At 65.6% G+C, this 23,339-nt stretch carries 20 protein-coding genes, 1 pseudogene and 1 riboswitch; of the genes and pseudogenes, 12 read left to right on the top strand and 9 right to left on the bottom strand.

Annotated elements, in window-relative coordinates:
* Both CYD53_RS22845 and CYD53_RS30010 read left to right on the top strand, forming a co-directional pair.
* Positions 1-489: RHS repeat-associated core domain-containing protein (locus CYD53_RS22845; RefSeq protein ID WP_281261273.1), on the top strand; the 489-nt coding region annotated here is incomplete at its 5' end.
* Positions 482-694, top strand: a complete 213-nt coding sequence (locus CYD53_RS30010) for a hypothetical protein (RefSeq protein WP_146055981.1) — start codon at positions 482-484, stop codon at positions 692-694. The genes CYD53_RS22845 and CYD53_RS30010, both read left to right, overlap by 8 nt.
* A 592-nt stretch (positions 695-1,286) precedes the next feature.
* On the opposite strand, the gene CYD53_RS22855 is transcribed toward CYD53_RS30010, so the two are convergent.
* Entirely contained in the window at positions 1,287-1,997 is a 711-nt protein-coding gene (locus CYD53_RS22855) for a glycine-rich domain-containing protein (RefSeq protein WP_103720489.1), read from the bottom strand.
* A gap of 247 nt (positions 1,998-2,244) precedes the next feature.
* The gene (gene hmgA, locus CYD53_RS22860) at positions 2,245-3,558 is read right to left on the bottom strand and encodes a homogentisate 1,2-dioxygenase (RefSeq protein WP_245928386.1); all 1,314 of its coding nucleotides are present in this window, start codon (positions 3,556-3,558) and stop codon (positions 2,245-2,247) included.
* Positions 3,559-3,798: 240 nt separating this feature from the next.
* Between hmgA and CYD53_RS22865 the strand changes: the two genes are divergently transcribed.
* The gene (locus tag CYD53_RS22865; RefSeq protein ID WP_103720398.1) at positions 3,799-4,830 is read left to right on the top strand and encodes an LLM class flavin-dependent oxidoreductase; all 1,032 of its coding nucleotides are present in this window, start codon (positions 3,799-3,801) and stop codon (positions 4,828-4,830) included.
* Between the two features lie 106 nt (positions 4,831-4,936).
* Here CYD53_RS22865 and CYD53_RS22870 read toward each other — a convergent pair whose 3' ends face one another.
* The 6 genes from CYD53_RS22870 to CYD53_RS22895 all read right to left on the bottom strand — a co-directional run bounded on the left by CYD53_RS22870 (position 4,937) and on the right by CYD53_RS22895 (position 12,518).
* Positions 4,937-6,136, bottom strand: coding sequence for a M24 family metallopeptidase (locus CYD53_RS22870; RefSeq protein WP_181011985.1), 1,200 nt, complete (start codon positions 6,134-6,136; stop codon positions 4,937-4,939).
* 29 nt (positions 6,137-6,165) lie between these two features.
* Positions 6,166-7,818: an ATP-binding cassette domain-containing protein gene (locus tag CYD53_RS22875; protein WP_103720400.1), complete on the bottom strand. Its 1,653-nt coding sequence runs from the start codon at positions 7,816-7,818 to the stop codon at positions 6,166-6,168.
* 7 nt (positions 7,819-7,825) lie between these two features.
* Positions 7,826-8,644: an ABC transporter permease gene (locus CYD53_RS22880; RefSeq protein ID WP_103720401.1), complete on the bottom strand. Its 819-nt coding sequence runs from the start codon at positions 8,642-8,644 to the stop codon at positions 7,826-7,828.
* Positions 8,637-9,587 carry an ABC transporter permease gene (locus CYD53_RS22885; protein WP_103720402.1) on the bottom strand — a complete coding sequence of 317 codons (951 nt, stop codon included), beginning with the start codon at positions 9,585-9,587 and terminating at the stop codon, positions 8,637-8,639. The genes CYD53_RS22880 and CYD53_RS22885 overlap by 8 nt, the downstream gene beginning before the upstream one ends.
* Positions 9,588-9,771: 184 nt before the next feature.
* Positions 9,772-11,328 carry an ABC transporter substrate-binding protein gene (locus CYD53_RS22890; RefSeq protein ID WP_103720403.1) on the bottom strand — a complete coding sequence of 519 codons (1,557 nt, stop codon included), beginning with the start codon at positions 11,326-11,328 and terminating at the stop codon, positions 9,772-9,774.
* Positions 11,329-11,339: 11 nt separating this feature from the next.
* Positions 11,340-12,518 carry a M24 family metallopeptidase gene (locus tag CYD53_RS22895; protein ID WP_103720404.1) on the bottom strand — a complete coding sequence of 393 codons (1,179 nt, stop codon included), beginning with the start codon at positions 12,516-12,518 and terminating at the stop codon, positions 11,340-11,342.
* A 102-nt stretch (positions 12,519-12,620) separates the two neighbouring features.
* On the opposite strand from CYD53_RS22895, the gene CYD53_RS22900 reads away from it, so the two are divergent.
* The 4 genes from CYD53_RS22900 to CYD53_RS22915 all read left to right on the top strand — a co-directional run bounded on the left by CYD53_RS22900 (position 12,621) and on the right by CYD53_RS22915 (position 16,485).
* Positions 12,621-13,355, top strand: a complete 735-nt coding sequence (locus CYD53_RS22900) for a GntR family transcriptional regulator (protein WP_181011986.1) — start codon at positions 12,621-12,623, stop codon at positions 13,353-13,355.
* Complete coding sequence (locus tag CYD53_RS22905) at positions 13,352-14,650, top strand: Zn-dependent hydrolase (RefSeq protein ID WP_103720406.1); 1,299 nt, start codon at positions 13,352-13,354, stop codon at positions 14,648-14,650. Before CYD53_RS22900 ends, CYD53_RS22905 begins: the two co-directional genes overlap by 4 nt.
* A gap of 93 nt (positions 14,651-14,743) precedes the next feature.
* Positions 14,744-15,478, top strand: coding sequence for a 5-oxoprolinase subunit PxpB (gene pxpB, locus CYD53_RS22910; protein WP_103720407.1), 735 nt, complete (start codon positions 14,744-14,746; stop codon positions 15,476-15,478).
* Positions 15,475-16,485 (top strand): 5-oxoprolinase subunit C family protein, encoded by a 1,011-nt coding sequence (locus CYD53_RS22915; protein ID WP_103720408.1) that lies wholly within the window; start codon positions 15,475-15,477, stop codon positions 16,483-16,485. Before pxpB ends, CYD53_RS22915 begins: the two co-directional genes overlap by 4 nt.
* Positions 16,486-16,602: 117 nt before the next feature.
* Here the strand turns inward: CYD53_RS22915 and CYD53_RS22920 are convergent, their stop codons facing one another.
* Positions 16,603-17,367, bottom strand: coding sequence for a LamB/YcsF family protein (locus CYD53_RS22920; protein ID WP_103720409.1), 765 nt, complete (start codon positions 17,365-17,367; stop codon positions 16,603-16,605).
* Between the two features lie 297 nt (positions 17,368-17,664).
* Between CYD53_RS22920 and CYD53_RS31045 the strand changes: the two are divergent.
* From CYD53_RS31045 to CYD53_RS22945, 5 genes and pseudogenes are all read left to right on the top strand, one after another.
* Positions 17,665-17,805: pseudogene (locus CYD53_RS31045) on the top strand (LLM class flavin-dependent oxidoreductase); the annotation flags it as partial.
* Positions 17,806-18,086: 281 nt separating this feature from the next.
* Positions 18,087-20,003: a putative bifunctional diguanylate cyclase/phosphodiesterase gene (locus tag CYD53_RS22930; RefSeq protein WP_181011988.1), complete on the top strand. Its 1,917-nt coding sequence runs from the start codon at positions 18,087-18,089 to the stop codon at positions 20,001-20,003.
* Positions 20,004-20,046: 43 nt separating this feature from the next.
* The gene (locus CYD53_RS22935; RefSeq protein WP_103720412.1) at positions 20,047-21,054 is read left to right on the top strand and encodes an aspartate/ornithine carbamoyltransferase family protein; all 1,008 of its coding nucleotides are present in this window, start codon (positions 20,047-20,049) and stop codon (positions 21,052-21,054) included.
* Positions 21,042-21,959, top strand: coding sequence for a DMT family transporter (locus CYD53_RS22940; RefSeq protein ID WP_103720413.1), 918 nt, complete (start codon positions 21,042-21,044; stop codon positions 21,957-21,959). Before CYD53_RS22935 ends, CYD53_RS22940 begins: the two co-directional genes overlap by 13 nt.
* Positions 21,960-22,030: 71 nt before the next feature.
* Positions 22,031-22,159: riboswitch (TPP riboswitch) on the top strand.
* A 93-nt stretch (positions 22,160-22,252) separates the two neighbouring features.
* The gene (locus CYD53_RS22945) at positions 22,253-23,338 is read left to right on the top strand and encodes a LuxE/PaaK family acyltransferase (protein WP_103720414.1); all 1,086 of its coding nucleotides are present in this window, start codon (positions 22,253-22,255) and stop codon (positions 23,336-23,338) included.
* The last annotated feature ends 1 nt before the right edge of the window (position 23,339 follow it).

Below are 23,339 nucleotides of genomic sequence, written 5' to 3' on the forward strand. Positions count from 1 at the left end.
GACCATCTCGACCGGCCGATCCGGATGACCAATGCCAGCCAGGCCCTGGTCTGGGACGCCGTCTACAAGCCCTATGGCGAGGTCGTCTCGATCACGGGCGTGGCCACGCTCGACGCCCGCTTCCCCGGGCAATGGTTCCAGCTCGAGACCGGCCTGCACTACAACTGGCACCGCACCTACGACCCAACCACAGGACGATACCTCCAGACCGACCCACTCGGTTACGTCGATGGGCCATCCGTCAATGCTTACGCCAGCGGATCGCCGATGATGCTGACGGATCGGGAGGGGCTGGCGAGTGGGGCCCTTACGAGCGGGCCAATGACGCGGATACCGCGTAATTCGCTAGTTCAAGAATGTGGAACGCGAACACTCAAGCGCGACTGTTATGCTGAATGTGCTCATCTTCTTCCTTCTCCGTCAGGGGATCTTCAGAGTTCCGAATTTAGACGCTGTTACAGGCTTTGCACGGGGTCGTTATATGATTGATGAAAAATCGGCTAAGCAAGTAAAAAAACTTATTGTTGATGCGATGGAGTCGATGAGTTCAAGTTTATTGCTGATAAATGGAAAATTTGAACCGGATACATACGAGTCAATGAAGCGAGTAATCGGAGAGGCGATTGGAAAATTAGAAGCGGAATATTTGGTTCATATATATAGAGAGCATCCTCATTTGGATGAACTGAAATAAATGCTCCGCGATAGCCTGCCTCCAATCGAACTGGATGATGCAGGTGACGACCAACTGCACGGTGACGCGGACCTATGCGTATGACGACGCCTGCAACATAGTCACCGAAATGCAAAGCGCGTCGGCCTGGAGTTTTACGCATAGCGCGGCGAGTCACTCGTCGCAGGCGAGCCTAGGCGGGACGCTGAAGGGTAGCTACAGCTATTATAGGCTGGAGTGGCGGGCGATCCGTGCGGCGATCAACACGCCCCATCGGGCACGACGCATCTGATCTACGACACCGCCATGCGCTGGCGGAGGAGAATGCGGCCTCTGGTGCGACGATCCGGGAATATGTCTGGCTCGAGGGCAACGACCTCGGCCCCGATACAGGCCCGACCTCGCGACCGCTCAACGACAATGCGGCGGCCGGCCCCTCCGGCAAGCTCGGCTCGGCCGAGAACGACAATGACCCGTCAGCGCGCGCAATTGCCTTCGCTGGCGATCTCGCCAGCGCATTAGGGTTCTTTCATATTGGGGCGGCGGCCGGATTCCGCCGTTCCCCGGCCAAAACCCCGAACGGTCCTATCGATGACGGCGTCCGGACGAATGGCTAATCCCCGCCACCGCCGCCGCACCCACCGCCATCGCCCCCGCCACCGTCACTGCTGCTGTCCGACCCGCTGCTGTCGCTGTTGTCGCTGAGGCCGTCCGTTCCGCCGTCATAGGAGCTGTCGGAAAAGTCGCCGCCGCATTGCGAGCCGGCATCGCCGTTGCGGCGCAGCTGCGCGCAATCGGGATAGTAGCGATAGCCGCCCGGAATGTTCAGCTTCACGTCCAGCGCGAAGAGCAGCGGCAGCCGCGACGGCTTCGTGGGATTGATGCCGTCCTCACGGCAGCACTGGAGCCAGACACGGCGCAGGCCGGTATTGTCCTGCTTGCGGCCCTCAGCCAGGGCGACCGCCGGCGTATGGTGCAGAAACCCGCCGAAAGCCTGGCGGCAAAAATCCTGATAGGCGCGGGTGTAGAGGATGAACTCGTGCCACAGATCGTCCGCCACCTGCGAGGGCATGGCGACATAGCGCTGCCCGCTGTTGAGATAGGCGAGAAAGAACTGCCGCAGGCCCTGGGCGACGAGGGCCGTCTCCTTTCGGGTAAAGCCGCGATGATGGGCCGCGAGCTTGTCGAGCAGGCCCGGCGGCCAGCTGTAGTTGCGAATATACTCGGCCTGCTGCAGGCGGCGATGGGCCGGCCAGATCACCAGCCCGGCAACCAGAACGCCGCCCAGCGCCAGGCTCAGTGCGCCACTCAACCAGGCTGTCATCATTGCTCCCCCCGCCACGGGCGATCAGATCACGAGTGCAGGGTCGATGCATCCCCTTGCGGCAGGTGGCCGCGCGCCGATCTTCATAGCTCGTTTGGAACCCTCCCGAGCCCTCATCCTGAGGAGCGCTCTGCAGGAGCGCGTCTCGAAGGATGCTCCAGGAGGCTCCCGTGCAAACTGGAGCATCCTTCGAGACGCCGCGTATCGCGGCTCCTCAGGATGAGGGCTGGCGATTCCAGACGGTCTCTCACCAATCCGGCGTGATCTTTGTTGGGTCGAAGCGCTTTTTCAGCCCGTCCCAGCAATCGATGTAGTTGCTCTGCAAGGTCGCGAGTTCGGAGGCGAACTTCGTCAGCTTCTGCGGGAAGCGGCTCTCGAACATGAAGGCCAGCGTATTGGTCAGCTTGACCGGCTTCTGCTCGCCGGTGCTGGCGTGCTCGAAGGCGCTGGCATCGGGGCCATGCGGCAGCATCATGTTGTGCAGGCTGAAGCCGCCGGGCGTGAAGCCTTCGGGCTTGGCGTCATAGACGCCGTAGATCAGCCCCATGAACTCCGACATGATGTTGCGATGATACCAGGGCGGGCGGAAGGTGTTCTCCGCCACCGCCCAGCGTTCGGGGAAGATGACGAAGTCGATATTGGCGGTGCCCTCGCTTTCGCTGGGCGCGGTCATGACGGTGAAGATCGACGGGTCGGGGTGGTCGAAGGAGATCGCGCCGACCGGCGAATAGCGGCGCAGGTCATATTTGTAGGGCGCGTAATTGCCGTGCCAGGCGACGACGTCGAGCGGCGACTGGCCGATCTCGGTGCGGTAGAGTTCGCCGCACCATTTCACGGTCAGGCTGCTCGGGACCTCCTTGTCCTCATAGCTTGCGACGGGTGTGAGGAAGTCGCGGGCATTGGCGAGGCAGTTGGCGCCGATCGGGCCGCGATTGGGCAAGGTGAAGACGCCGCCGTAATTCTCGCAGACATAGGCGCGGGCCGTGGCGCCTGCGAGTTCGCAGCGGAAGATCACGCCGCGCGGGATGATGCAGACCTCGCCGGGCTCGATCGCGATGACGCCGAATTCGGTGTGGAAGCGCAGGCTGCCTTCCTGCGCGACGATCAGCAACTCGCCGTCGGCATTGAAGAAATAGCTGTCGCGCATCGAGCTGTTCGCCAGGAGCAGATGGGCGGCCATGCCGCTTTGCGCCTCGACATCGCCGGCCGTCGTGATGGTGAAGAGCCCGCTGATGAAATCGCGCTCGCCATCGGGAATCGGCACAGGCCCCCAGCGCAACTGGCCGATCGGAAGCTCCGACTCGCCCGCATTCGGCGCGGAGCGGATCGCACCCTTGTCGATCTTCTTGTAGCGGCCCGAATGCTTCACGCTCGGGCGGATGCGGTAGAGCCAGGAGCGCTCATTGTTGACACGCGGGGCGGTGAAGGCCGAACCGCTGAGCTGTTCGGCATAGAGCCCGTAATTGGCGCGCTGCGGTGAATTGCGGCCGACCGGCAGGGCATGGGGCAGCGCCTCGGTCTCGAAACTGTTGCCGAAGCCGGACATGTATCCATCGCTCATCGTCATCTCCTTGAGCCGGATGATGTCGGATGGGACCACACAATGATCCGATCTGAAATCTGAATCCGTCTCTCATCAAGAGTTGGAGCGAGGTCGATGCGAAAAACCGGTTCCCGCTTTTTTTGCATCCTGCTCCAGCGCCGGTCGCAGCTGGCGCGGCGCGGCATGCGTGACTAGCTAGCGCGATAATCCACGCGCCACGCCGCGGGATGACGGAACGCGCTGCTGAAGGACGATATCATGACACCGGCCCTCGAATTTGGCCTCGATACCTTCGGCGACGTGACCGTCGGGCCCGACGGCGCCTTGCTGCCCCATGCGGCGGTCATCCGCAACGTCGTGGCGGAAGGTGTCCTGGCCGACGAGGTCGGCGTCGATTTCTTCGGCATCGGCGAGCATCACCGCGAGGATTTCGCGGTCTCCACGCCCGAGATGGTTCTGGCGGCGATCGCGGCGCGGACAAGCCGGATCAGGCTCGGCTCCGCCGTGACCGTGCTCTCGTCCGATGATCCGGTCCGCGTCTTCCAGCGCTTCGCGACGCTCGACGCCGTGGCGAAGGGGCGCGCCGAAATCATCCTCGGGCGCGGCTCCTTCACCGAGTCCTTTCCCCTGTTCGGCTTCGATCTCGACCAGTACCAGACGCTGTTCGAGGAGAAGCTCGACCTCTTCGCCGAGCTCATCGCCAAGAAGGCGGTGACATGGAGCGGGACCACGCGCGCCTCGCTCACCGAACAGCGTGTCTTCCCGCCGATCGAGACGGGAACCCTGAAGACCTGGGTCGGCGTCGGCGGCAGCCCCGAATCCGTGGTTCGGGCGGCCAGATACGAATTGCCGATGATGCTGGCGATCATCGGCGGCGATCCCTTGCGCTTCAAACCCTATGTCGAGCTCTACAACCGCGCCTTCAGCCAGATGGCGCGGCCGGTCCAGCCCATCGGCGTGCACTCGCCCGGCTATGTCGCCGACAGCGACGCGCAGGCGCGGGAGGAACTCTGGCCCGACTTCAAGCGCATGCGGGACCGGATCGGCGCCGAGCGCGGCTGGGGGCCGATGAATCGCGCCGAGTTCGATCGGGAGGCCGATCGCGGCTCGCTCTATGTCGGAAGCCCCGAAACCGTGGGGCGGAAGATCGCGAACACGGTGAAAGCGCTCGGCGTTTCGCGCTTCCAGCTGAAATACAGCGCCGGCTCCTTGCCCCATGACCGGCTGATGCGCAGCATCGAGCTCTACGGCATGAAGGTCATGCCCTTGGTGCGGGAACTCCTGGCCTGAGACGGCGCGCTTTGCTTGCTTGCGGGTGCGCGGTGAGCCGCGCTCTCGACTTGGCCGCGAGGACGTCCGCTGGCTGCGTCGGTGCAGCCAGCAGGGGCGTCCGGCCTCATCCCTGCAGCAGCGCGAGCGGGATCGTGCTGAAGACCTCGGGCGGACCGTTCTCGCGCAGGGCGAAGGTCTGGCCGACGCCGGCGGCGAGTCCGGTGCGCGTATCGGGGATCATGATGTGGACGAAGAAGACCATGTCTTTCTCCATCACCAGCGGGTTGCCGGAATAGATCATCGGCGGCACGTCCATCCAGGTCGGGCGATAGGTGCAGCCGAGCGCATAGCCGCAGGCCGAGAAGCGCTCCAGGCCGAAACCGGCCTCGTCGAGCACCTTGCGGTGAATGTCGTCGAGCGTGCCGAGTTCGCGCCCGGGACGCGCGGCGTCGAGCACCTGCCGCATCGCCTCGCAGGCGACCTCGTGCTGCGCCTGCTGGCGCGGGTCGAGCCGGCCCAGCACCAGAGTGTGTTCGATGCAGACATTGTAGCGGCAATAGGAGGCGCCGAGCTCGATCATGAGCTGGTCGGTCTCTTCCAGCATGCGCGGCCCGGCGACGCCGCGGCCATAGAGTGCGCGCGGGCCGGAATTCACCAGCGGGCCGCCGGCCGGCATGTCGCCCCCGCCCTCCAGCATCGCCGCGACGCCGGCTGCCGTCGGCACGCTGTCGAGCACGCCGGGCCTTGCCTTTCCCGCCATCGCGAGCACGGCTGCGTCGGCAAGCTCGCCGGCGCGGCGGATATAGGAGAGCTCGGCCGGGGATTTGACCAGCCGCTGCCGGCGCACGATGTCGGAGCCGTCGACGACCTCGGCGAAGCCGCTGAGCGCCGCCTCGACCTCGCGGCTGTTGGCGCCGGTCAGGCCATAGGTCGCGAATTCGACGCCGATGCGCGAACCCTTCAGGCCGAGCTCCTCCAGGATCGTCTTCATCTCGAAGGCCGGCCGCGCGCCCTCGGCATTGAGCCAGATCCTGACATCGTCATAGAGCGAGGCGACCTGGGCCTGGCGCAGATCGGGCCGGCGGGTCAGCAGCACCGTAGGGCGCTCGTCGGCGGTGATGATCCCGACCTGGAAGAAGACATAGCCGGCTGTGTCGAAGCCGGTGAGGTAGTAGTGGCTCTCCTGGGCGAAGACGAGCAGCGCAGAAAGGTTCCGCCGCATCAGCTCGGCGCGCGTGGCGGCGAGCCGGGCATCGTGTTCGGCCTTCTCGAAGCGCAAGGTGATGGCCCGGCCGCTGCCGGTGGTGGCGGAGATCTCTTTCATCACCAAGTCCTGCATCGCCTTCTCCTGTCTCAAGGATGGATCGGGGGCGGCATCGCCTCGAGCAGCGCGCGCGTATAGGGATGGCGCTTCTGCGCATCGAAATCGGCAGCCTCGAACAGATCGACGAGGTCGCCGCGATAGACCACGGCGATGCGGTGGGCGAGCTGGCGCACGAGGTTGAGATCATGCGTGATGAACAGGCATGAGGCCTTCGATTCCGCCTGGAGACCGACGAGCAGGCGCGCCACGGCGGCCTGCACGGAGACGTCGAGCGAGGAGGTGATCTCGTCGCAGATCACCAGTTTCGGCCGCGCCGCGAAGGCGCGCGCGATCGCGACGCGCTGCTTCTCGCCGCCGGATAATTGATGCGGATAGCGCCCGGCGAAATCAGCCGGCAGCCGGACCTGCGCCAGCAGTTCGGCGACGCGCGCCTCGATGCCGCTGCCCTTGGCTAAGCCATAGAGCTTCAGGGGGCGCGCGATGATCTCGCCGACGCGCTGACGCGGGTTGAGCGAGGCATCCGGGTTCTGGAAGATGATCTGCGCCGCGCGGCGATAGCTGCGGCCGATCGCGCCGCGTTCCCGGACGACATGGTCGTCGAAGCTGATCGTACCGTTGAAATCGGCGATGCCGGCGATGGCCCGCGCGATGGTCGACTTGCCGGAACCGGATTCGCCGACGATGCCGAGGATCTCGCCCTCGCGGACATCGATATCGATCTTGCGCGCGCCTTCGATGGCGGCCTCGCCACGCCCCATCAGCTTTTGCAGCAGGGAGCGGCCGCCGTAGCGCACGGTCAGGTCCTGCGTCGCAAGCACGGTCGGGGCGGCGATGTCCGGTGCCGGACCGGAGAGCCGGATGTCGGGGCGGGGCGCGGCAGCTATCAGCGCGCGGGTGTAGTCATGCTGCGGATTGCGGAAGAGCGTCGCGGTCGCACCGCGTTCGACGATCTCGCCGCGATGGATCACCGCCACGTCATGGGCGATGCGCGAGACCAGCGCGAGGTCATGCGAGATATAGAGCGCGGCGACCCCGGTATCCTCCTGAAGCCTTTGGAAGATGTCGAGGATCTGGCGCGAGGTGATGGTGTCGAGCGCCGTCGTCGGCTCGTCGAACAGGATGCATTCGGGGTCGCAGGCGAAGGCGGTCGCGATCACAACACGCTGCTTCTCGCCGCCCGAGGCCTCGTGCGGATAACGCTTCATCATCGCGGCCGGACGGGTGATGCCGGTGCGCGCAAGCAAAGCCTCGCCCTCGCCGAAGGCCTGCGCCTTGCTCATCTTGCGGTGGCGGATCAGGGTCTCGGCAAGCTGTTCGCCGAGCGTCAGCGTCGGGTTCAGCGAGGTGCTCGGATCCTGGAACACCATGCCGATGCGCGCCCCGCGAATATCGGCGATCTGGCTTTTTGAGGTGGCGCGCAGGCTCTCGCCGCCCAGCAGCAGGTCGCCACCGAGTTCGCGCGCATTGCGCGGCAGATAGCGCATGATCGCCCAGGCGAGCGAGGTCTTGCCGGAACCGGACTCACCGACGAGGCCGAGCGTCTTGCCGCGCGGAATGCTGATGTCGATGGATTTCAGCGCCTGGACCAGGCCGCCCGGCGTCTCATAGGCCAGCGAATAGCTGCGCGCCTCCAGGGCAGGGCGGGCGTCGGGGCGCGCAGCGGCAATAGCTGTGTTCTGCATCACGCCGTCACCGCCGCCCGCGCGGGTCGGTGAGATCGCGCAAGGCGTCCCCAAGCAGGTTGAAGCCGAGTGCAGCGAGCGCGATGGCGACGCCCGGTGCCGCGACGCAGATCGGGTTGCGGAACATGTATTGCCGCGCCTCGGCGATCATCAGGCCCCATTCGGTCGAAGGTGGTTGGGCGCCGAGCCCGAGGAAGCCGAGCGTCGCGCCGAGCATGATCGCGAAGGAGACCCGGATCGTCGCCTCGACGATGATCGGCGCGATGGTGTTGGGCATGATCTCGCAGGCGATGACATAGGCGGGGGACTCGCCCCGCGCCTGCGCCGCCAGCACGAATTCGCGGGTGCGCACCGAGAGCACCGTGCTGCGCGCGATGCGCGCCAGCCCCGGCATGAAGGCGATGGCGACCGCGAGCATGGCGTGGCCCGAGCCGCCGCCCAGCACCGTGACGATCAGCAAGGTGAAGAGCAGGTCCGGCACGGCGAGCAACCCGTCGAGCAGGCGCATGATCAGGCTGTCGACCGCGCCCCCGATTGCACCCGCGATCAGGCCGATCGCGCCGCCCGCTGCAACGCCGGCCATGGTCGCGCCGAGCCCGAACAGGATAGTCGAGCGGGCGCCGTTGAGAATGCGCGAGAAGATGTCGCGGCCGAACTGGTCCGTGCCGAGCCAGTACGCGGCCGAGGGACCCTGGAGCCGCGACAGCGGGTGGAATTGCTGCGGGTCATAGGGCGCGATCAGCGGGCCGAGGATCGTCATCACGGCGATGAGCGCCAGAAGCACGGCACCGGCGAGCCCGGTTGGATGTCGCAGCAGGTCACGCATAACGCACCCGCGGGTCGAGCCAGGCGATGACGATGTCGGAGACGAGGTTGGAGAGCGCGTAGGCGAAGGCGAGCACGAGCGTTGCCGCCTGGATCACCGGCAGGTCGCGGTTCTGCAGCGCGTAGATGATGAGCCGCCCCAGCCCCGGCCAGGCGAAGACTTCCTCGACCACCAGGATGCCGCCGAGCAGATAGCCGATATCGAGCGAGATCACCGCGACCGCCGGCGCCATCGCGTTGCGCAAGGCATGGCGCAGCACGACCGAGCGTTCGGAGAGGCCTTTCAATCGCGCGGCGCGGATATAGTCGCTCGACAGAACGTCGGACATCTCGCTGCGCACCTGCCGGGCGATATGTGCGGTCAGGATCAGGGAGAGCGTCGCTGCCGGCAGGACGACATGCGACAGGGCAGCGCCCACGCCCTCCGAAAGCGGCGCGAAGCCGCCTGCCGGGAGAAAACCGCGATCGGGGCCGGCCAGGAAAACCAGGAGCAAGGTCGCCGTGACGAATTCAGGCACCGCCGTCCCGATATAGGCGAAGAGGCCGATGACGAGATCGACAATCGTGCCGCGCTTCAGCGCCGCCAGAATGCCGAGCGGGATGGCGATCAGGGTCACGGTCGCAAGCGAGGCGAGAGCGAGCGCTGCCGAACGCCAGAACGCTTCGCCGATCAACGCCGCGACCGGCTGCGACAGGCGCATCGAGACGCCCCAGTCGCCGCTCAGCATGCCGGAGAACCAGCGCCAGTACTGGACATACCAGGGCTGATCGAGGCCGAGTTTCAGCTCCAGCGCCTGCAATTGCGCGGGCGTGGCGTATTCGCCCAGGATCATTACGGCCGCATTGCCGGGCAGGATCTGCGTGATCGAGAACACGGTCAGCGAGACGATCAGCAGGACGATCAGGATCGCGGCGAGCCGTCTGAGAAGATACGCCGCGCTCATGATCCGGCGACAGTCCGTTCGTCGCGAGCCCTCATCCTGAGGAGCCGCGAAGCGGCGTCTCGAAGGATGCTCCAGATGGTTCCAGAGCCTCCTGAAGCATCTTTCGAGACGCCATTCCGACAGGAATGGCTCCTCAGGATGAGGGCTGAGGGTGCAGAAGCACCTTCCATGCCGTTCATCACCATCACGCCTTGTCGAGCCAGACGTTCTCGACGAAGAAATAGCGTGCGAGCGGGTGGCCGCCCCAGTTCTTCACATAGGAGCGGTTGGCCGTCAGCACATCCTGGAAGAAGGGGATGACGCTGGGCACATCGCGCACCATCAGCGCCTGGGCCTCCGCATAGATCTTGCGGCGCTCGGCGTCGTCGATCGTGGCGCGGCCCTTGGCGACGAGCGCGTCGAATTCCTTGCTGTTCCAGGCGGTGTCGGCGAAGGCGGCGTCGGTCGTGAACAGCAGGGTAAACGCCTGGTCCTCGGTCGATTGCATGCCCCAATAGCCGATATAGAACTGTCCCTTCATCCAGACATTGGCGAGATAGGTGTCGTGCGGCATAGTCTGCACGTCGATGTCGAAGCCGGCGGGCTTGGCCATTTCCTTGATCGCGATGCCGACCTGCGAGCGGATCGCCGGCCGGTTCGAGCAGATCAGCGGGATCTTGAGGCCGTTCGGGTAGCCGGCTTCCGCGAGCAGCTTTTTGGCTGCGGCGGGGTCGTATTTCGGTGCCGTGGTCTCGAGCAGGTAGCGATAGCCGGGCGAGATCACATTGTCGCCTGCAGGCCGGCCATAGCCTTCCAGGATGATGTCGACCAGCGTCGGCCGGTCGATCGCCATCGCCATCGCCCGGCGCACGCGGACATCGTCGAAGGGCTTCTGGTCCTGCCGCATTACGACATTGACGAAGCGCCCCGACGGCGTGCGCACGCCGACGCTGCCGGGCGCGGTCGAGATGCGCTTGAAATCGGCCTGCTGCACCTCGAGCATCGCATCGACGGCGCCCGACAGGTAGTTCTGCGTCTCGGCCGCGAGATCGGGGAAGAGATGCATCTCGACTGCGTCGAGATAGGGCTTGCCGGGCTGATGATAGGCCGGGTTCTTCACCAGCTTCAGCATGCGGGCGCTGTCGAAGCTCTCCTGCTTGAACGGGCCTGTGCCGTTGGCCTTGGTGTCGAGCGCGGTCAGCGGGCCTTTCAGCGTCTCGGCCGAGACAATCCGCGCATTGGCATGGGCGAGCGAGATCGGCAGGTCGGCATAAGACGAGGTGAGCGTGAACTTCACGGTCAGCGGATCGACCGCTGCTACGTCGCCGATCATGCTCAGCACCGTGCGGGCGGGCGAGGCGCTCTTGGGGTCCTGGATCGTCTTGATCGTGGCGACGACGTCCTCGGCGGTGAAGGGCTTGCCGTCATGGAAGGTGACGTTCGGCTTGAGCTTGAAGACGAAGCTCTTCGCATCGGCGTCTGCGCTCCATTCCAGCGCGAGATCGGGCTGTGCGCGCATGTCGGGGCCCATCCGGGTCAGGCCGGAATAGAGCATGTCGACAGCGAGATACTCGGCCGGGCCGGAGATCTGCAGCACGTTGAGCGAGGCGACGCGGGTCGGATGGCTGATCTTCAGCGTGCCACCGCTCTTGGGCGTGCCGCCGGTCTTGGGCGCGCCTTGCGCGAAGGAGAGATCGGGCAGGGCGGTCGCTGCGGCCAGGCCCGCGAGAGCGCTGCGGCGTGTGATCGGAAGCTGCGTCATGGGTCTTCCCCTCAGAGGACTTCGGTGAGAGCGTCGGGCAGGCCGGTCAGGATCTCAGGCGCGCCCTCGGTGACGAGCAGCGTATGGCCGACGCCCATGGCGTAGCCGGTGTCGCTGTCGCCGATCATGACGTGGTAGAACAGCGTCATCCCGGGCAGGCAGATGGTCGGGTTGCCGGAATAGATCATCGGCGGCACGTCCATGCTGGTCGGCGCCCAGGTGCAGCCGACCGAGTAGCCGGTCGCACCGAAACGGTGCGCCGCGAAGCCGCCTTTATCGAGGCCGTCGGCATGGACGTCGAAGATTTCGCCGAGCGTCTTGCCGGGGCGCGCGATCTCGGTCATGCGGTCCATCGTGGTCCGCGCCGTCTCGTACATGTGCTTCTGCTGGTCGCTGGCGCGGCCCATCAGGATCGTCCATTCGGTCTTGCAGCAATAGCGGCGATAGGCGACCGGATATTCGACGATGATCTGGTCGACTGCCTCCAGCCGCCGTGGCATCGAGACGCCACGGCCATAGACCGCGCGCTGGCCCGAATTGAACAGGGGCGCATTGGGCGGCATGTCGCCGCCACCTTCCAGCACGACCTTGAGATAGGCCGCCGTCAGCGAGGAATCCATCACGCCGGGCCTGGCGGTTTCGATCACCACTTCGAGCGACTTGTCGAGCAGCTTGCCGGCCTGGCGCATGTAGTCGATCTCGGCGGGCGACTTCACCAGGCGCAATTTGCGGATCAGGTGGTCGTCATTGTCGAGCCTGCAGAAGCCGTCGAGCGTCTTCTGCAGCCGCCAGAGATTCCAGCCGGTCAGGCCATGGGTGTTGAGTTCGACGGCGATGTTGGCGCCCTTGAGCCCGAGCTCTTCGAGGATGCCCTTGAGGTCGCGCGCCGGATTGGCGTCCTCGGCGTCCCACCAGATCCGGATGTCCTCCATCGTCGAGGTCTGGCGCGCCTGGAGCAGGTCGGGCCGGCGCGTCAGCAGGACGATGGGGCGCTCATCGGCGGTCACCACCGAGCACTGGAAGAAGACCGAGCCGCCGGTGTCGTAGCCGGTCAGCCAGTAATGGCTCTCCTGGGCGAAGACGAGCATGGCGTCGAAGCCGCGCGCCTTCAGGGTCTGCCGCAGGCAGCCCTGGCGCTCGAGGTGTTCCTCACGCGAAAAAGGCAAGGTGGGGGCGCCGGTAAAAGCCATATCCGTCTCCGCCGCAAGATAGTCGGGGATCCCCGACGAAGCTTGCTTGCAGTCACGCTACGAGGTGGTATACCACTCGTCAACCACTGGAATGCACAGAGCTTGGACACATCTGCACAGAAAGCGGTCTCGACCGCCGGCCGCTCCCGTAAACCCGCCAAGGCACAGGAATCCGCCGGCGCCTTCGCCGAGCCGGAGAAGAGCCTGGCCGCCCAGGCTTATGAGGCCGTGCTCGACATGATCATGTCGGGGGAGGCCAAGCCCGGCGCCTTCTTCACCGAGCGCAGGCTGGCCGAGCAGCTCGCCATGTCGCGCACGCCGCTGCGCGACGCGCTGCTGATCCTGGAGAGCGAGGGGCTGATCGTGCGCCTGGGCGCGCGCGGCGTGCAGGTCGCGACCATGCGCATCGAGGAGTTCGCCGAGAATCTCGGCGTGCGCCGCCTGCTCGAGCCGGAAGCCGCGCGCATCGCCGCCGGCCGGGTCGCGCCGGAGCTGCTGGTGACGTTGCGAGGGCGTTTCGAGACGCTGTTGACGCATTCGCAAGCGGGTGAAACGCCCGATCGTACCGAAGTCCGCGGCGCCGACGACATGCTGCACAGCGCCATAGCCGATGCAGCCGGCAATTCCCGGCTCGCCGCGATCGTGCGCAATCTGCGCCGGCAGACATTGATGTTCGATCTGCGCAGCCTGCCGGAACGCTTCACGGATACCTGCCGCGAACATCTCGCGATCGTCGAAATGCTCGCCGAAGGCGACGGCGAGAAGGCGGCCCAGGCGATGCGCGACCATCTCGATGCCGTGCGCGCCAGCATCGTCGCGCGGCTGGCGCGCCTGTGACGGCGCTTCAATCGGAACTACCATCGCTGCCGGCTGAGCCCGATATCGCGCTGGCGGAGCGGTTGTTCGATGAGCTGAGCGCCAGGACAGGCGGCACCGAGGGCATCACGCGTGCCTCCTATGGACTGGGCGAGGCGATCGCCCATGACATCGTCGCGCGTGAGGCCGGGGGCCTTGGGCTGACGCTGCGGCGCGATCCGGCGCTCAACCTCTATGCGACCTTGCGGGGCCGGACGCGCGAGCATGCGATCATGATCGGCTCGCATCTCGACTCCGTGCCCAATGGCGGCAACTACGACGGCGCTGCCGGCGTCCTCGCCGGCCTTGCCGTCATAGCCGGGATCGTGCGGGCGGGGATCGTGCCGCCGCGTGACATCGTTCTGACCGTGATCCGGGCTGAGGAAAGCGCCTGGTTCAATGCCTCCTATATAGGCAGCCGTGCTGCGTTCGGGGCGCTCGCGGCGGCTGAACTCGATCAGGTCAGGCGCAGCGACGACGACCGCAGCCTGGCTGTCCATATGCGAGAGGCCGGCGCGGATCTCGATGCTTTGCGCGCGGGAGCAAGCGTCCTCACCCCCGCGGAGATCGGGGCCTTCATCGAGCCGCATATCGAGCAGGGGCCTGTCCTGCTGGCGCAAGGCGCGCCGGTCGCGATCGTCACCGGCATCCGGGGCTCGGCGCGGTTTCGCCATGTCGTCTGCCGCGGTGAATATGCCCATTCGGGCGCCACGCCGCGCGCCTTGCGGCGCGACGCCGCTCTGGCCGCGGCCGAGCTCACGCTCCGGCTCGATGAGCTCTGGCGCGATCTGGAAGCCGAGGGCGAAGATCTCACCATCACCGTCGGGCAATTTGCGACCGACCCGGCGGAGCACGCCTTCAGCAAGGTCGCCGGGCGCGTGGACCTTTCGATCGACCTGCGCAGCCGCTCGCCCGCCTTGTTGGCGCGCGCGCCCGATCTCATGCGCGACCTCGCGGCGCAGATCGCCCGGCGGCGCGGTGTCTCGATTGAGCTTGGGCCGCTTTCGGGCACCGAGCCCGCCTTGATGGATGACCGTCTCGCCATGCGCCTGACAGGATTGGCCGAGGCGGAAGGGCTCGCGATCCCGCGGATGGCCTGCGGAGCCGGCCATGACGCGGCGATCTTCGCCAATCACGGCGTGCCGACCGCGATGATCTTCATCCGCAACGCGCATGGCAGCCATAATCCGCTGGAATCGATGGAGATTCGGGATTTCGCTGTCGCAGCGCGCATCCTGATGCGGTTTTGCCTTGAACCGGGCAACATCAGTGCATGACAATTGCCGAGGCTCACGGCGGGATATCGCCGATGCCATGCGGTGCAGCCCGGCCCAGGACTGTCGCGGAAACATCAATGTCGCGGGAAACGGATGACGATCGAGACCTTGCCCTATCCGCGTCTGCTGCGCTGCGGCGACGCCGCCATCTCGGTCGAATTCGGGGATGCGATCGATCCCGCGGTCAATGCGCGCGTGTTGGCGCTCGATGCGGCGCTCGCGGCCGAGCCGCCGCCCGGCCTGCTCGAGACCGTGCCGACCTACCGCTCGCTCCTGGTCCATCTCGACCCTCTCCGCACCGATTTCCGGGCCTTGGCGGAGCGTATTCTCGCGCTCGCCGAGAAGCCGGTCGCGACAGGTGGCCAGGTCCGGCGCTGGCGCGTGCCGGTCGTCTATGGCGGCGATTTCGGCATGGACCTCGATGATCTGGCGGCGCGTCACGGCATCAGCGCGGAGGCGCTGGTCGCACGCCATGCGGCCGCGACCTATGTCGTCGCGATGATCGGCTTCATGCCGGGCTTTGCCTATCTCAGCGGGCTTGACCCGTTGCTCGCCACCCCACGCCGGCTCGAGCCGCGCATGAAGACGCCGGCGCAGTCGGTCTCCATCGGTGGAGCGCAGGGCGCCATCTCCACTGTCGAGGGGCCGAGCGGCTGGCATATGATCGGCCGAACGCCAGCGCGCGGCTTCATGCCGGGGCGCGACCCGGTCTTCACCTACGCGCCGGGCGATGAAATCCGCTTCGAGCGGCTTGCTCCCGATGAGTGGGCCGGGCTTGATGCGCTGGCGGCTTCCGGAGCCCCGGTCGCCCGCTGTGAGGCGCCATGAGTGCGCTCATCGTAAAGGCCTGCGGTCCCGCGACCTCGATCCAGGATCGCGGCCGCTTCGGCTATCAGCGTTTCGGCGTTTCGCCTGCGGGCGCGATGGATCGCTTCCATCTGGCGGCGGCGAACCTGCTCGTGGCAGCCGAGGCCGGCGCCGCAGCACTGGAGCTCGGCCCGGGCGGTGTCCGCCTGACGGCCGAGGGCGATATCACGATTGCGCTTGCCGGTCCGGCCTGCACGCTGGAGGTCGATGGGCGCCAGGTCGCGCCATTCACCGCGGTGCGCGTCGGTGACGGCGGCACGGTCGTGGCGCGCCCCGCGCCGGGCGCAGCCTATGCCTATCTGGGGGTCGAGGGCGGCATCGCGACCGCGCCGGACATGGGCAGCCATTCGATGCATCGCCGCTCCGGCATCGGCGGCGAACCGCTCACGGTCGGCGCCCGTATTCCAGCCACGCCCTGCGGGCGCGACGCAGCGTTGCTCTGCCTGCACGAGCGTCCCGAAGGCGAGGCGGGGCCGATCCGCATCCTGCCCGGCCCGCAGGACGATCATTTCAGCGACGAGGCCCTGGCGATCCTGAGCGGCGGCGGCTACCGCCTCAGCGGACAGGCCGACCGGATGGGCGTGCGCCTGGATGGGCCGACGCTGCCGCATCGCGGCGGCTACAACATCGTCTCGGACGGGATCGTCGACGGCTCGATCCAGGTGCCGGGCGACGGCCGGCCGATCGTGCTGCTGCGCGACCGCCAGACCACTGGCGGCTACCCCAAGATCGCGACCATCATCAGCGCCGATATCGGCCGCTTCGCGCAGATCCCGCCGGGCGAGCCCGTGCGCTTCGAGATCGTGACCTTCGAGCGGGCAATCGAGGCGGCGCGCCGGCTTCAGGCCATGATCGAGGGCCTTGCCTCCACGCTCGTCCCGCTGGCCGCGCCGCTGACGAGTGAAAGGCTGCTCGCGCTCAACCTGATCGGCGGCGTCACCAGCGCGACGGAGGCGATCGGCCTTTAAAGCCTTGCGAAAAATTGGGAACCGATTTTCGCAAGGTAATGCTCTAAGCTTTTGGAATCGATCACGTTTCCCGCACTGGGAGGGAGTCAGCCGAATGCGGGAAACGTGATCTAAGGGTCAGGATGCGGTGTAGCGCGCCACCGTCACGCCCGCCGCTTCGAGCCTGTCGCGCAGCGTCCGGGCCAAGGCGACGGCACGGGGATTATCGCCATGCACGCAGATCGAATCGATGCCGACCTTGAGCGTCTTGCCGGTCACCGACACCACCGCGCCGGCATCGAGCATGCGCATGACATGCCGACACGCCTCCTCGGGATCATGGATCACGGCGCCGGGCTTGGCGCGATCCGTCAGGTTGAAGCTGTCATCATAGGTCCGGTCGGCATAGATCTCCCGGAAATAGGCGAGGCCGAGCTTTTCGGCCGCCCGTTCCGTCGCCATCCCCGGCATCACCAGGAAGAGTGCGTCGGGGGCGGCCGCCTTGATGCCGCGTGCGACGGCGAGCGCCAGCGCATCGTCGTCGTTGCAGATGTTGCCGAGCGCGCCATGCGTCTTCACATGGGTCATCGGATAGCGGGTCAGCGCTGCTACCGCCTTGAACGCGCCGACCTGATAGGCGACGAGGTTCTCGACCTCCCGCTCGGTCAGGCCCGGCAGGCGGCGTCGACCGAAGCCGATCAGATCGGCGAAGCCTGGATGGGCGCCGATCGCGACATGCTTGCCGCGCGCGAGCTCGGCGGTCTTTCGCATGATCTCGGGGTCGCCGGCATGAAAACCGCATGCGACATTGGCCGTGGTGACGATGTCGAACATCGCCGCATCGTCCCCCATGGTCCAGGGACCGAAGCTTTCGCCGACATCCGCGTTGAGATCGATGTTCATCCGAGATCCTGAAGCGCTGAGACCGACCCTTCGGTACCGCAGGGCCAATGGCCGCAAGCCGCAGGGCGGCTGGGCCGGGGGAGTCTTAGTGGAGCGAGGAGCTGGTTGCCAGCCTGTCGCGCCGTTCTGCCCAAGCCGCGCTCGCGGTGCGGCGAGGCGTCCCGCGGTGCTGATCGAAGTCGAGGCCCCGCTCGACATCACGCGATCGCCGCCGGGCTATCCGGCTATCCAGACTGGCCAGCGCCTCGGATGCGAGCCGGGATCGTGCTGCGACGACATCCGAGGTCATATCGACCGTTCGAGGAGTTCGTCGACGAGGTCGTTCCGATCCTGGTCCGGCGAGGCCTGTTCCGGGAGGATTATGGCGGCCGGACGCTGCGCGAGCATTTCGGACTCGCGCGCCCCGTCCATCCCGCCCAAGCGAAAGCACTGGCTCGCTTGGAGCGAGGCCGAAAGCTGGAGCAAGACCATGAGTTCGCTCCGCCGTCAGGCGCTTCGCGCACAGCGTGATCGCGCGCTCTGGAACCCATGGCTCGCGAAATGAGGTCGGCAATCTTAGGATTTATTCAACCTTGAAGGCCGATGCTCTCCGGGAGGCTTCGACAGGAGCCAGAATTATGTGAGCCGGGTTGAACCTGGCTCTGAGCCGAGTGTGTCCTATGTCCAGAAGCACAAATAATGTTGCTGAGGCAGCACGGCTCCCCGAAGAACGCGATACGATGAATGCCCAGCTTGTCGCGGCGCTCTATGCCACGCCCGGGCCTATTCTTGTCGGTTCGATCACGGTTACCCTGGTCATGCTGGGAGCGGGCCTGCTCGCCGGCCATGATCTCGTGTTCTATGGCCTGGCCGTCCTGATGGCTTGTCTCGGATTGTTCCGGTTCGCCTCCCACAGGCTATACGAACGAACTCAGGACGTCGCCGGCGCAACCTTCGACGCGGCCCGCTTCGAGCGGCTTGCGATGGTCGGGGCCTGGGGAACGGCCGCGCTCATTGCCGGATTCAGCTGCTACGCGCTGTGGCGCTATCCGAGCCAGCCTGTCGCCGTTCTGGCGATCGCGCAATCGATCGGCTATCTGGCGGGGATATCGGGGCGCAACACCTCGCGCCCCTTGATCACGAAGATCCAGGTCCTGATCTCCGGCGCCCCTTTCACCGTGGCATTGGCTGCGACCTTGGAGCCGGCCTATGTCCTGATCGCGCTGACGGTCGCGCTGACGACGATTCTGACCTTCTCCAGCACGCAGATCATCCACGAGATGTTCGTCTCCCGCCATCGCACGATGGAGGAGCTCGAGATCCTGGCCAATCGCGACACGCTGACGAATCTGGATAACCGGCGCTCGATTCTGCTCAAGATCGAGAACCAATTGGCGCGCAAACAAGATACCGCGCTCCTCTCCATCGATGTCGATGATTTCAAGAGCATCAACGACACCTATGGGCATGATGTCGGGGATGCATTGCTGCTCTCGATCGGCGAGACACTGGCGTCCTGCCTTGGCTCAGGCGACATCGCCGCGCGGATGGGCGGCGACGAGTTCATGATCGTCACGTCGCGCGGAAGCACCGAGGCGGTCGAGCTCGCCCGCCGTATCCTGACAAGGATCGGCTCCCAGAGGCGGATCAAGGGGCGCAGCATCGCCGCGACCGTCAGCGTCGGCATCGTCGTTGCCGAAGCCGGCCTGGCTGTCGAACAGGCCCTCAAGCGCGCCGACATCGCTCTCTACAAGGCCAAATCGGACGGCCGGAACCATTTGGTCGTCTATACGCCGCAGCTGAGCGTCGAGCACGATGAGCATCTCGCCTTCGAGGTCGATCTGCGCGACGCGATCCGCGCCGGGCAATTCCAGCTCGTCTACCAGCCGATCTACAACCCTCGCTCCGGCAGCGTCACGCTGGTCGAGGCGCTGCTGCGCTGGGAGCATCCGCGGCGCGGAGTGGTCAGCCCGGCGGCCTTCGTTCCGGTGGCCGAGCGCACCGGCTTGATCAAGGTGCTGGGGACATGGGCGATCGAAACCGCAGTGCGCACCGCCCTGGCCTGGCCGCGCAATGTCGGCGTTAGCGTCAACGTCTCCGCGCGGCAGTTCGAGAGCGATCACGACCTCGTCGCGATCGTCGCCGCCATCCTGCGCAAGTCGGGACTGCCGCCGCGCCGCCTGACGCTCGAGATCACGGAGTCGACGCTCATCGAGGATGCGCCGCACATCATCGAGAGCCTGAAAAAGCTGCGAGCCATGGGCGTCAGGATCGCGCTCGACGATTTCGGGACCGGATACTCGTCCCTCAGCTATCTGGCCAAACTGCCGATCGACATCATCAAGATCGACAAGACCTTCAGCCATGAGATCGATTCGTCGGTCAAGGTGAATGCGCTGATGACTGCGATCACCGACCTGGCTCACAAGCTTGGGCTGTCGATCATCGTCGAAGGCATCGAAACGGCGGCGCAGCTCGCCGTGATGCGCCGCTTCAGCTTGCATGGGATACAGGGATACATCCTCGCGAAACCGATGTCCGACGAGGCTTTGCTCGCCATCATCAAGGATCGCGTGGCCTCCGACAGGATGAGCCTTGTCGGGAACCTCACGGCGCCTGCTGCGGTTGCCGTGAGGAAGCGGCCAGAAGTTGCTTGAGCGCGTCCCCGCGGTAATAAAGCCGGAACGGGAGCGAGGCGCCATGCAGAGGCCGAACTATCCGAGCGGCAAGGACCTGCTTGGCGCCGATTCCGTATCGCGCGACGATCTCGATGATATCTTCGCGCGCGCCGAACGCTTGCTGGCGGAAGAGAACGAAGAGGATGCGCCTGGCGACCAGCCGGCCCGGCTTCATCTCATAAGGCGGCGGCCAAAGGTGATCGCGACCCTGTTCGACCAGCGCAGCACGCGGACACGGCTGGGCTTTCAGGCCGCGGCCTTGCGCCTGGGGCATCAATCGCTCGACGTTTACGATACCGACCGCAGCCGCATGGGCAGCGCGACGGGCGAAACGCTCGACGATCATATCCGCACCGTGGAGGCCTATAGCGACCTGATCGTGGTGCGCTCGCATACCGAGAGCCTGCCATATCAGGTCGGGCGGTTGAGCTATCTGCCGGTCATCAATGCCGGCAACGGCGCCGACGAGCACCCGACCCAGGCTTTGATCGATCTCTTCGCCATCCGCAATCTGCGCGGGGATGTCAAAGACCTGTCGATTGCCTTGTCGAGCGATACGCGTGCACGCTTTGCCCTGTCCTTCGTGAAAATGCTGCGCCTCTCGCCGCCCCGGCGCTTCACGCTTTGCTCCCTGCCGGGCGTGCCGATCAATCCGCCGATGCGCGAAGCCATTGCGCTGCTTGCGAGCCTGGGCTGCAAGGTCTCCTTCGTTCATAACGTCAGGGACACTCTGGATCATGACGTCCTGATCATTCAGATGCAGGATATGAGCCGCTTCGCGCATGCCTCTCTGGGGAGCGAGGCCGTCGACAAGGAAACCGAGACCGAACCCTTCACGCTGACGGCCAAGAAGATTCTCGATGCGAAATCCGACACCCTGATCCTGAACCCCCTCCCGCGTTTCTCCGAGCTCGACGTGTCATGCGACGCGTTGCCGAATGCGGGCTATTTTCGACAGGTCAAATTGTCCTTGCCGGTGAGGATGGCCATCCTGGAGCGAATGCTTCTGGGTATCCCATGGACTGGTTGAAGCGCCGTTTCATCGCATTCTCGGTTTGGATGCTGGCCTATTTCCTGGCCTATATCGCGGTGGCGATAGCCATTCGCTATCTCTCGCATTCCTTCCGCATCGTCGAGATCGCGGCGATCCGCTCCGCCGGCTCGCTCATCCTCGCCGGATTCTTCGTCTTCAGGAGCAAGCCGGTCCTGCACCAATTGGCTGGCATGCAGTTCGGCTATCATGTCCAGCGCAGCTTGATTCATCTGATCGGGTCCCTGGCGCTGATCTGGAGCCTGGCCAATCTTCCCCTGGGCTTCATCGCGACGATCGAGTTCTCTGGGCCGCTCTTCGCGGCGCTTCTGGGCCTCGTGGTCGCGGGCTTGATCCCGGGGGCGGTCGCCTGTCTGGGATTGTCGCTCATCGCTGTTGGAAGCGCCTATCTGCTGTTCTCGCAGGGCGTGTCGCATGATCCGCGCCTGCTGGTCCCGGTCGGCGCTGTCGCCCTGCTGACGATCACGAATTTGATGCTGGCCCGGCTGGCCGAGAGCAAGAGCGTTGTCCTGATCGTGTTCGTCATGCATGCCGTGCAGCTTCCGGTTTATCTGTGCGCGCTCTTCATCGGCCTCGACGCGGGGGCAGCCGCTCAGCCGCGCGACGTCCATGTCGAGGACGTGCTCGGAGCTTCGCTGGCGGTCGGTGTGCTGATGCTTGCCGGCTTCGTCACGCAGACGGCGTTGGCGAACGCGTCGCGTTATGGCTCCGCGCTGCAACTCTGCGCCGCCGACACGCTGCGCGTGCCGTTCCTGACGCTCATCGGCTATGTCGTCTTCAAGGAGATGCTGAGCGAGAGCATCGTCCTGCCCGGATTGCTCGTCGTGGCGGGAGCGATCGTCACCAGCCTGCCGCAGTCGCGCGTTCAAAGCCAGGCGAGCTAAGGTCAGGCCGTGATAGCCAGCTGCCGCCATGTCACATTCTTGACATGGCCGCGCTCCCGCCGTCATGGTGCGGCCGTTCCCAGGGGGGCCTCGCTAGGAGGCTGAGATTCCGCCGGCTCGAACCCGTTTCGAGCAACGCGGTGACCCTCCGAACCTGATCCGGCTCATACCGGCGTAGGGATGCGGGACATTGGGTGGCAAGCCGCCCCTTTTCCATGCTCGCGCCAATGGCCGGACAGCGGGTCGCAGACCGGAAACGTGCCGGATTGCGCCTTGATGTCTTTGAAGGTGTCATGGACGTGACGGAAGCGCAGATCATTGCGGCCCTGCTCGAGTTCTTCGACAGGAAAGACGCGACGGACGAGGATTTCGACCGGCTGGCGCTGCGCATCTTCGCCTACCAGTTCGAGAACAATCAGCCCTATCGCCGCTTCGCCGCGGCGAGAGGCAGGACGCCGCTTTCAATCCGGAACTGGCGCGACATTCCCGCCGTTCCGATCGACGCCTTCAAGGATCTGACGCTGAGCTGCCGCCCCACGGAGGAGATCGCGCACGTCTTCATGACGAGCGGCACGACCCGTGGCGGGCAGCGGGGACGCAGCTATCACCCGACGCTGGCCGTCTATGACCGCTCGATGATCCTGAATTTCCGGCAGCGCTTCATGCAGGGGCTGGACCGGATCCGCATGGGCATTCTGTTCCCCGACGAGCAGGCGATGCCGAATTCCTCGCTCGCGCATTACCTTGCTTTGGCACGGCGCGAATGCGGGACGCCCGACAGCGAAGGCTTCATCGACGGGGCAGGCCTTGCCACCGCGCGCCTGCTCGCGGCGCTGGCGCATGCCGAGGCGAGGGGCGAGCCTTATGCGCTGCTGGGCGCCAGCTACAGCTTCGTGCATCTGCTCGACGCATTGCAGCGGCAGGGCCGGCGCTTTGCGCTGCCGCCGGGCAGCCGCATCCTCGACACTGGCGGCTTCAAGGGCCAGTCGCGCGAATTGGCGGCGGACGAGTTCTACGACGCTCTGTCGGCTGCGCTCGGCGTGCCCCGCGATCGCTGCATCAACATGTACGGCATGACCGAGCTCAGCACCCAGTTCTACGATTGGGGCAATGAGACCTGCCCGCCGGTGAAGTCGGGCCCGCACTGGATCCGCACCAGGGTGGTGAACCCGCTGACGGGGCAGGATCTGCCCGCAGGCGAGACAGGCGTCCTGGTCCATCACGATCTCGCCCATTTCAACTCGGTCTCGGCGATCCTGACCGAGGATGCCGGCATCGTCGTCCCCGGCGGCTTCCGCCTGCTGGGCCGCGTCGATGGCGCCGATTCCAAGGGCTGCTCCGTGGCGGTCGAGGAATTCCTGAAAGCGGCCCGTGGCTGAG

It is taken from the genome of Allobosea psychrotolerans, from assembly GCF_002917105.1.
Classification (GTDB): domain Bacteria; phylum Pseudomonadota; class Alphaproteobacteria; order Rhizobiales; family Beijerinckiaceae; genus Allobosea; species Allobosea psychrotolerans.

What these genes read in the sequence shown, in the direction of transcription:
- CYD53_RS22880 (WP_103720401.1), bottom strand. Translation starts at nt 8,644, where the DNA reads ATGCGTGACCTGCTGCGACATCCAACCGGGCTCGCCGGTGCCGTGCTT.
- CYD53_RS22855 (WP_103720489.1), bottom strand. Translation starts at nt 1,997, where the DNA reads ATGACAGCCTGGTTGAGTGGCGCACTGAGCCTGGCGCTGGGCGGCGTT.
- pxpB (WP_103720407.1), top strand. Translation starts at nt 14,744, where the DNA reads ATGACGATCGAGACCTTGCCCTATCCGCGTCTGCTGCGCTGCGGCGAC.
- CYD53_RS22875 (WP_103720400.1), bottom strand. Translation starts at nt 7,818, where the DNA reads ATGCAGAACACAGCTATTGCCGCTGCGCGCCCCGACGCCCGCCCTGCC.
- CYD53_RS22940 (WP_103720413.1), top strand. Translation starts at nt 21,042, where the DNA reads ATGGACTGGTTGAAGCGCCGTTTCATCGCATTCTCGGTTTGGATGCTG.
- CYD53_RS22865 (WP_103720398.1), top strand. Translation starts at nt 3,799, where the DNA reads ATGACACCGGCCCTCGAATTTGGCCTCGATACCTTCGGCGACGTGACC.
- CYD53_RS22890 (WP_103720403.1), bottom strand. Translation starts at nt 11,328, where the DNA reads ATGACGCAGCTTCCGATCACACGCCGCAGCGCTCTCGCGGGCCTGGCC.
- CYD53_RS22935 (WP_103720412.1), top strand. Translation starts at nt 20,047, where the DNA reads ATGCAGAGGCCGAACTATCCGAGCGGCAAGGACCTGCTTGGCGCCGAT.
- CYD53_RS22895 (WP_103720404.1), bottom strand. Translation starts at nt 12,518, where the DNA reads ATGGCTTTTACCGGCGCCCCCACCTTGCCTTTTTCGCGTGAGGAACAC.
- CYD53_RS22930 (WP_181011988.1), top strand. Translation starts at nt 18,087, where the DNA reads ATGAATGCCCAGCTTGTCGCGGCGCTCTATGCCACGCCCGGGCCTATT.
- CYD53_RS22870 (WP_181011985.1), bottom strand. Translation starts at nt 6,136, where the DNA reads ATGAAAGAGATCTCCGCCACCACCGGCAGCGGCCGGGCCATCACCTTG.
- CYD53_RS30010 (WP_146055981.1), top strand. Translation starts at nt 482, where the DNA reads ATGATTGATGAAAAATCGGCTAAGCAAGTAAAAAAACTTATTGTTGAT.
- CYD53_RS22915 (WP_103720408.1), top strand. Translation starts at nt 15,475, where the DNA reads ATGAGTGCGCTCATCGTAAAGGCCTGCGGTCCCGCGACCTCGATCCAG.
- CYD53_RS22945 (WP_103720414.1), top strand. Translation starts at nt 22,253, where the DNA reads ATGGACGTGACGGAAGCGCAGATCATTGCGGCCCTGCTCGAGTTCTTC.
- hmgA (WP_245928386.1), bottom strand. Translation starts at nt 3,558, where the DNA reads ATGAGCGATGGATACATGTCCGGCTTCGGCAACAGTTTCGAGACCGAG.
- CYD53_RS22920 (WP_103720409.1), bottom strand. Translation starts at nt 17,367, where the DNA reads ATGAACATCGATCTCAACGCGGATGTCGGCGAAAGCTTCGGTCCCTGG.
- CYD53_RS22885 (WP_103720402.1), bottom strand. Translation starts at nt 9,587, where the DNA reads ATGAGCGCGGCGTATCTTCTCAGACGGCTCGCCGCGATCCTGATCGTC.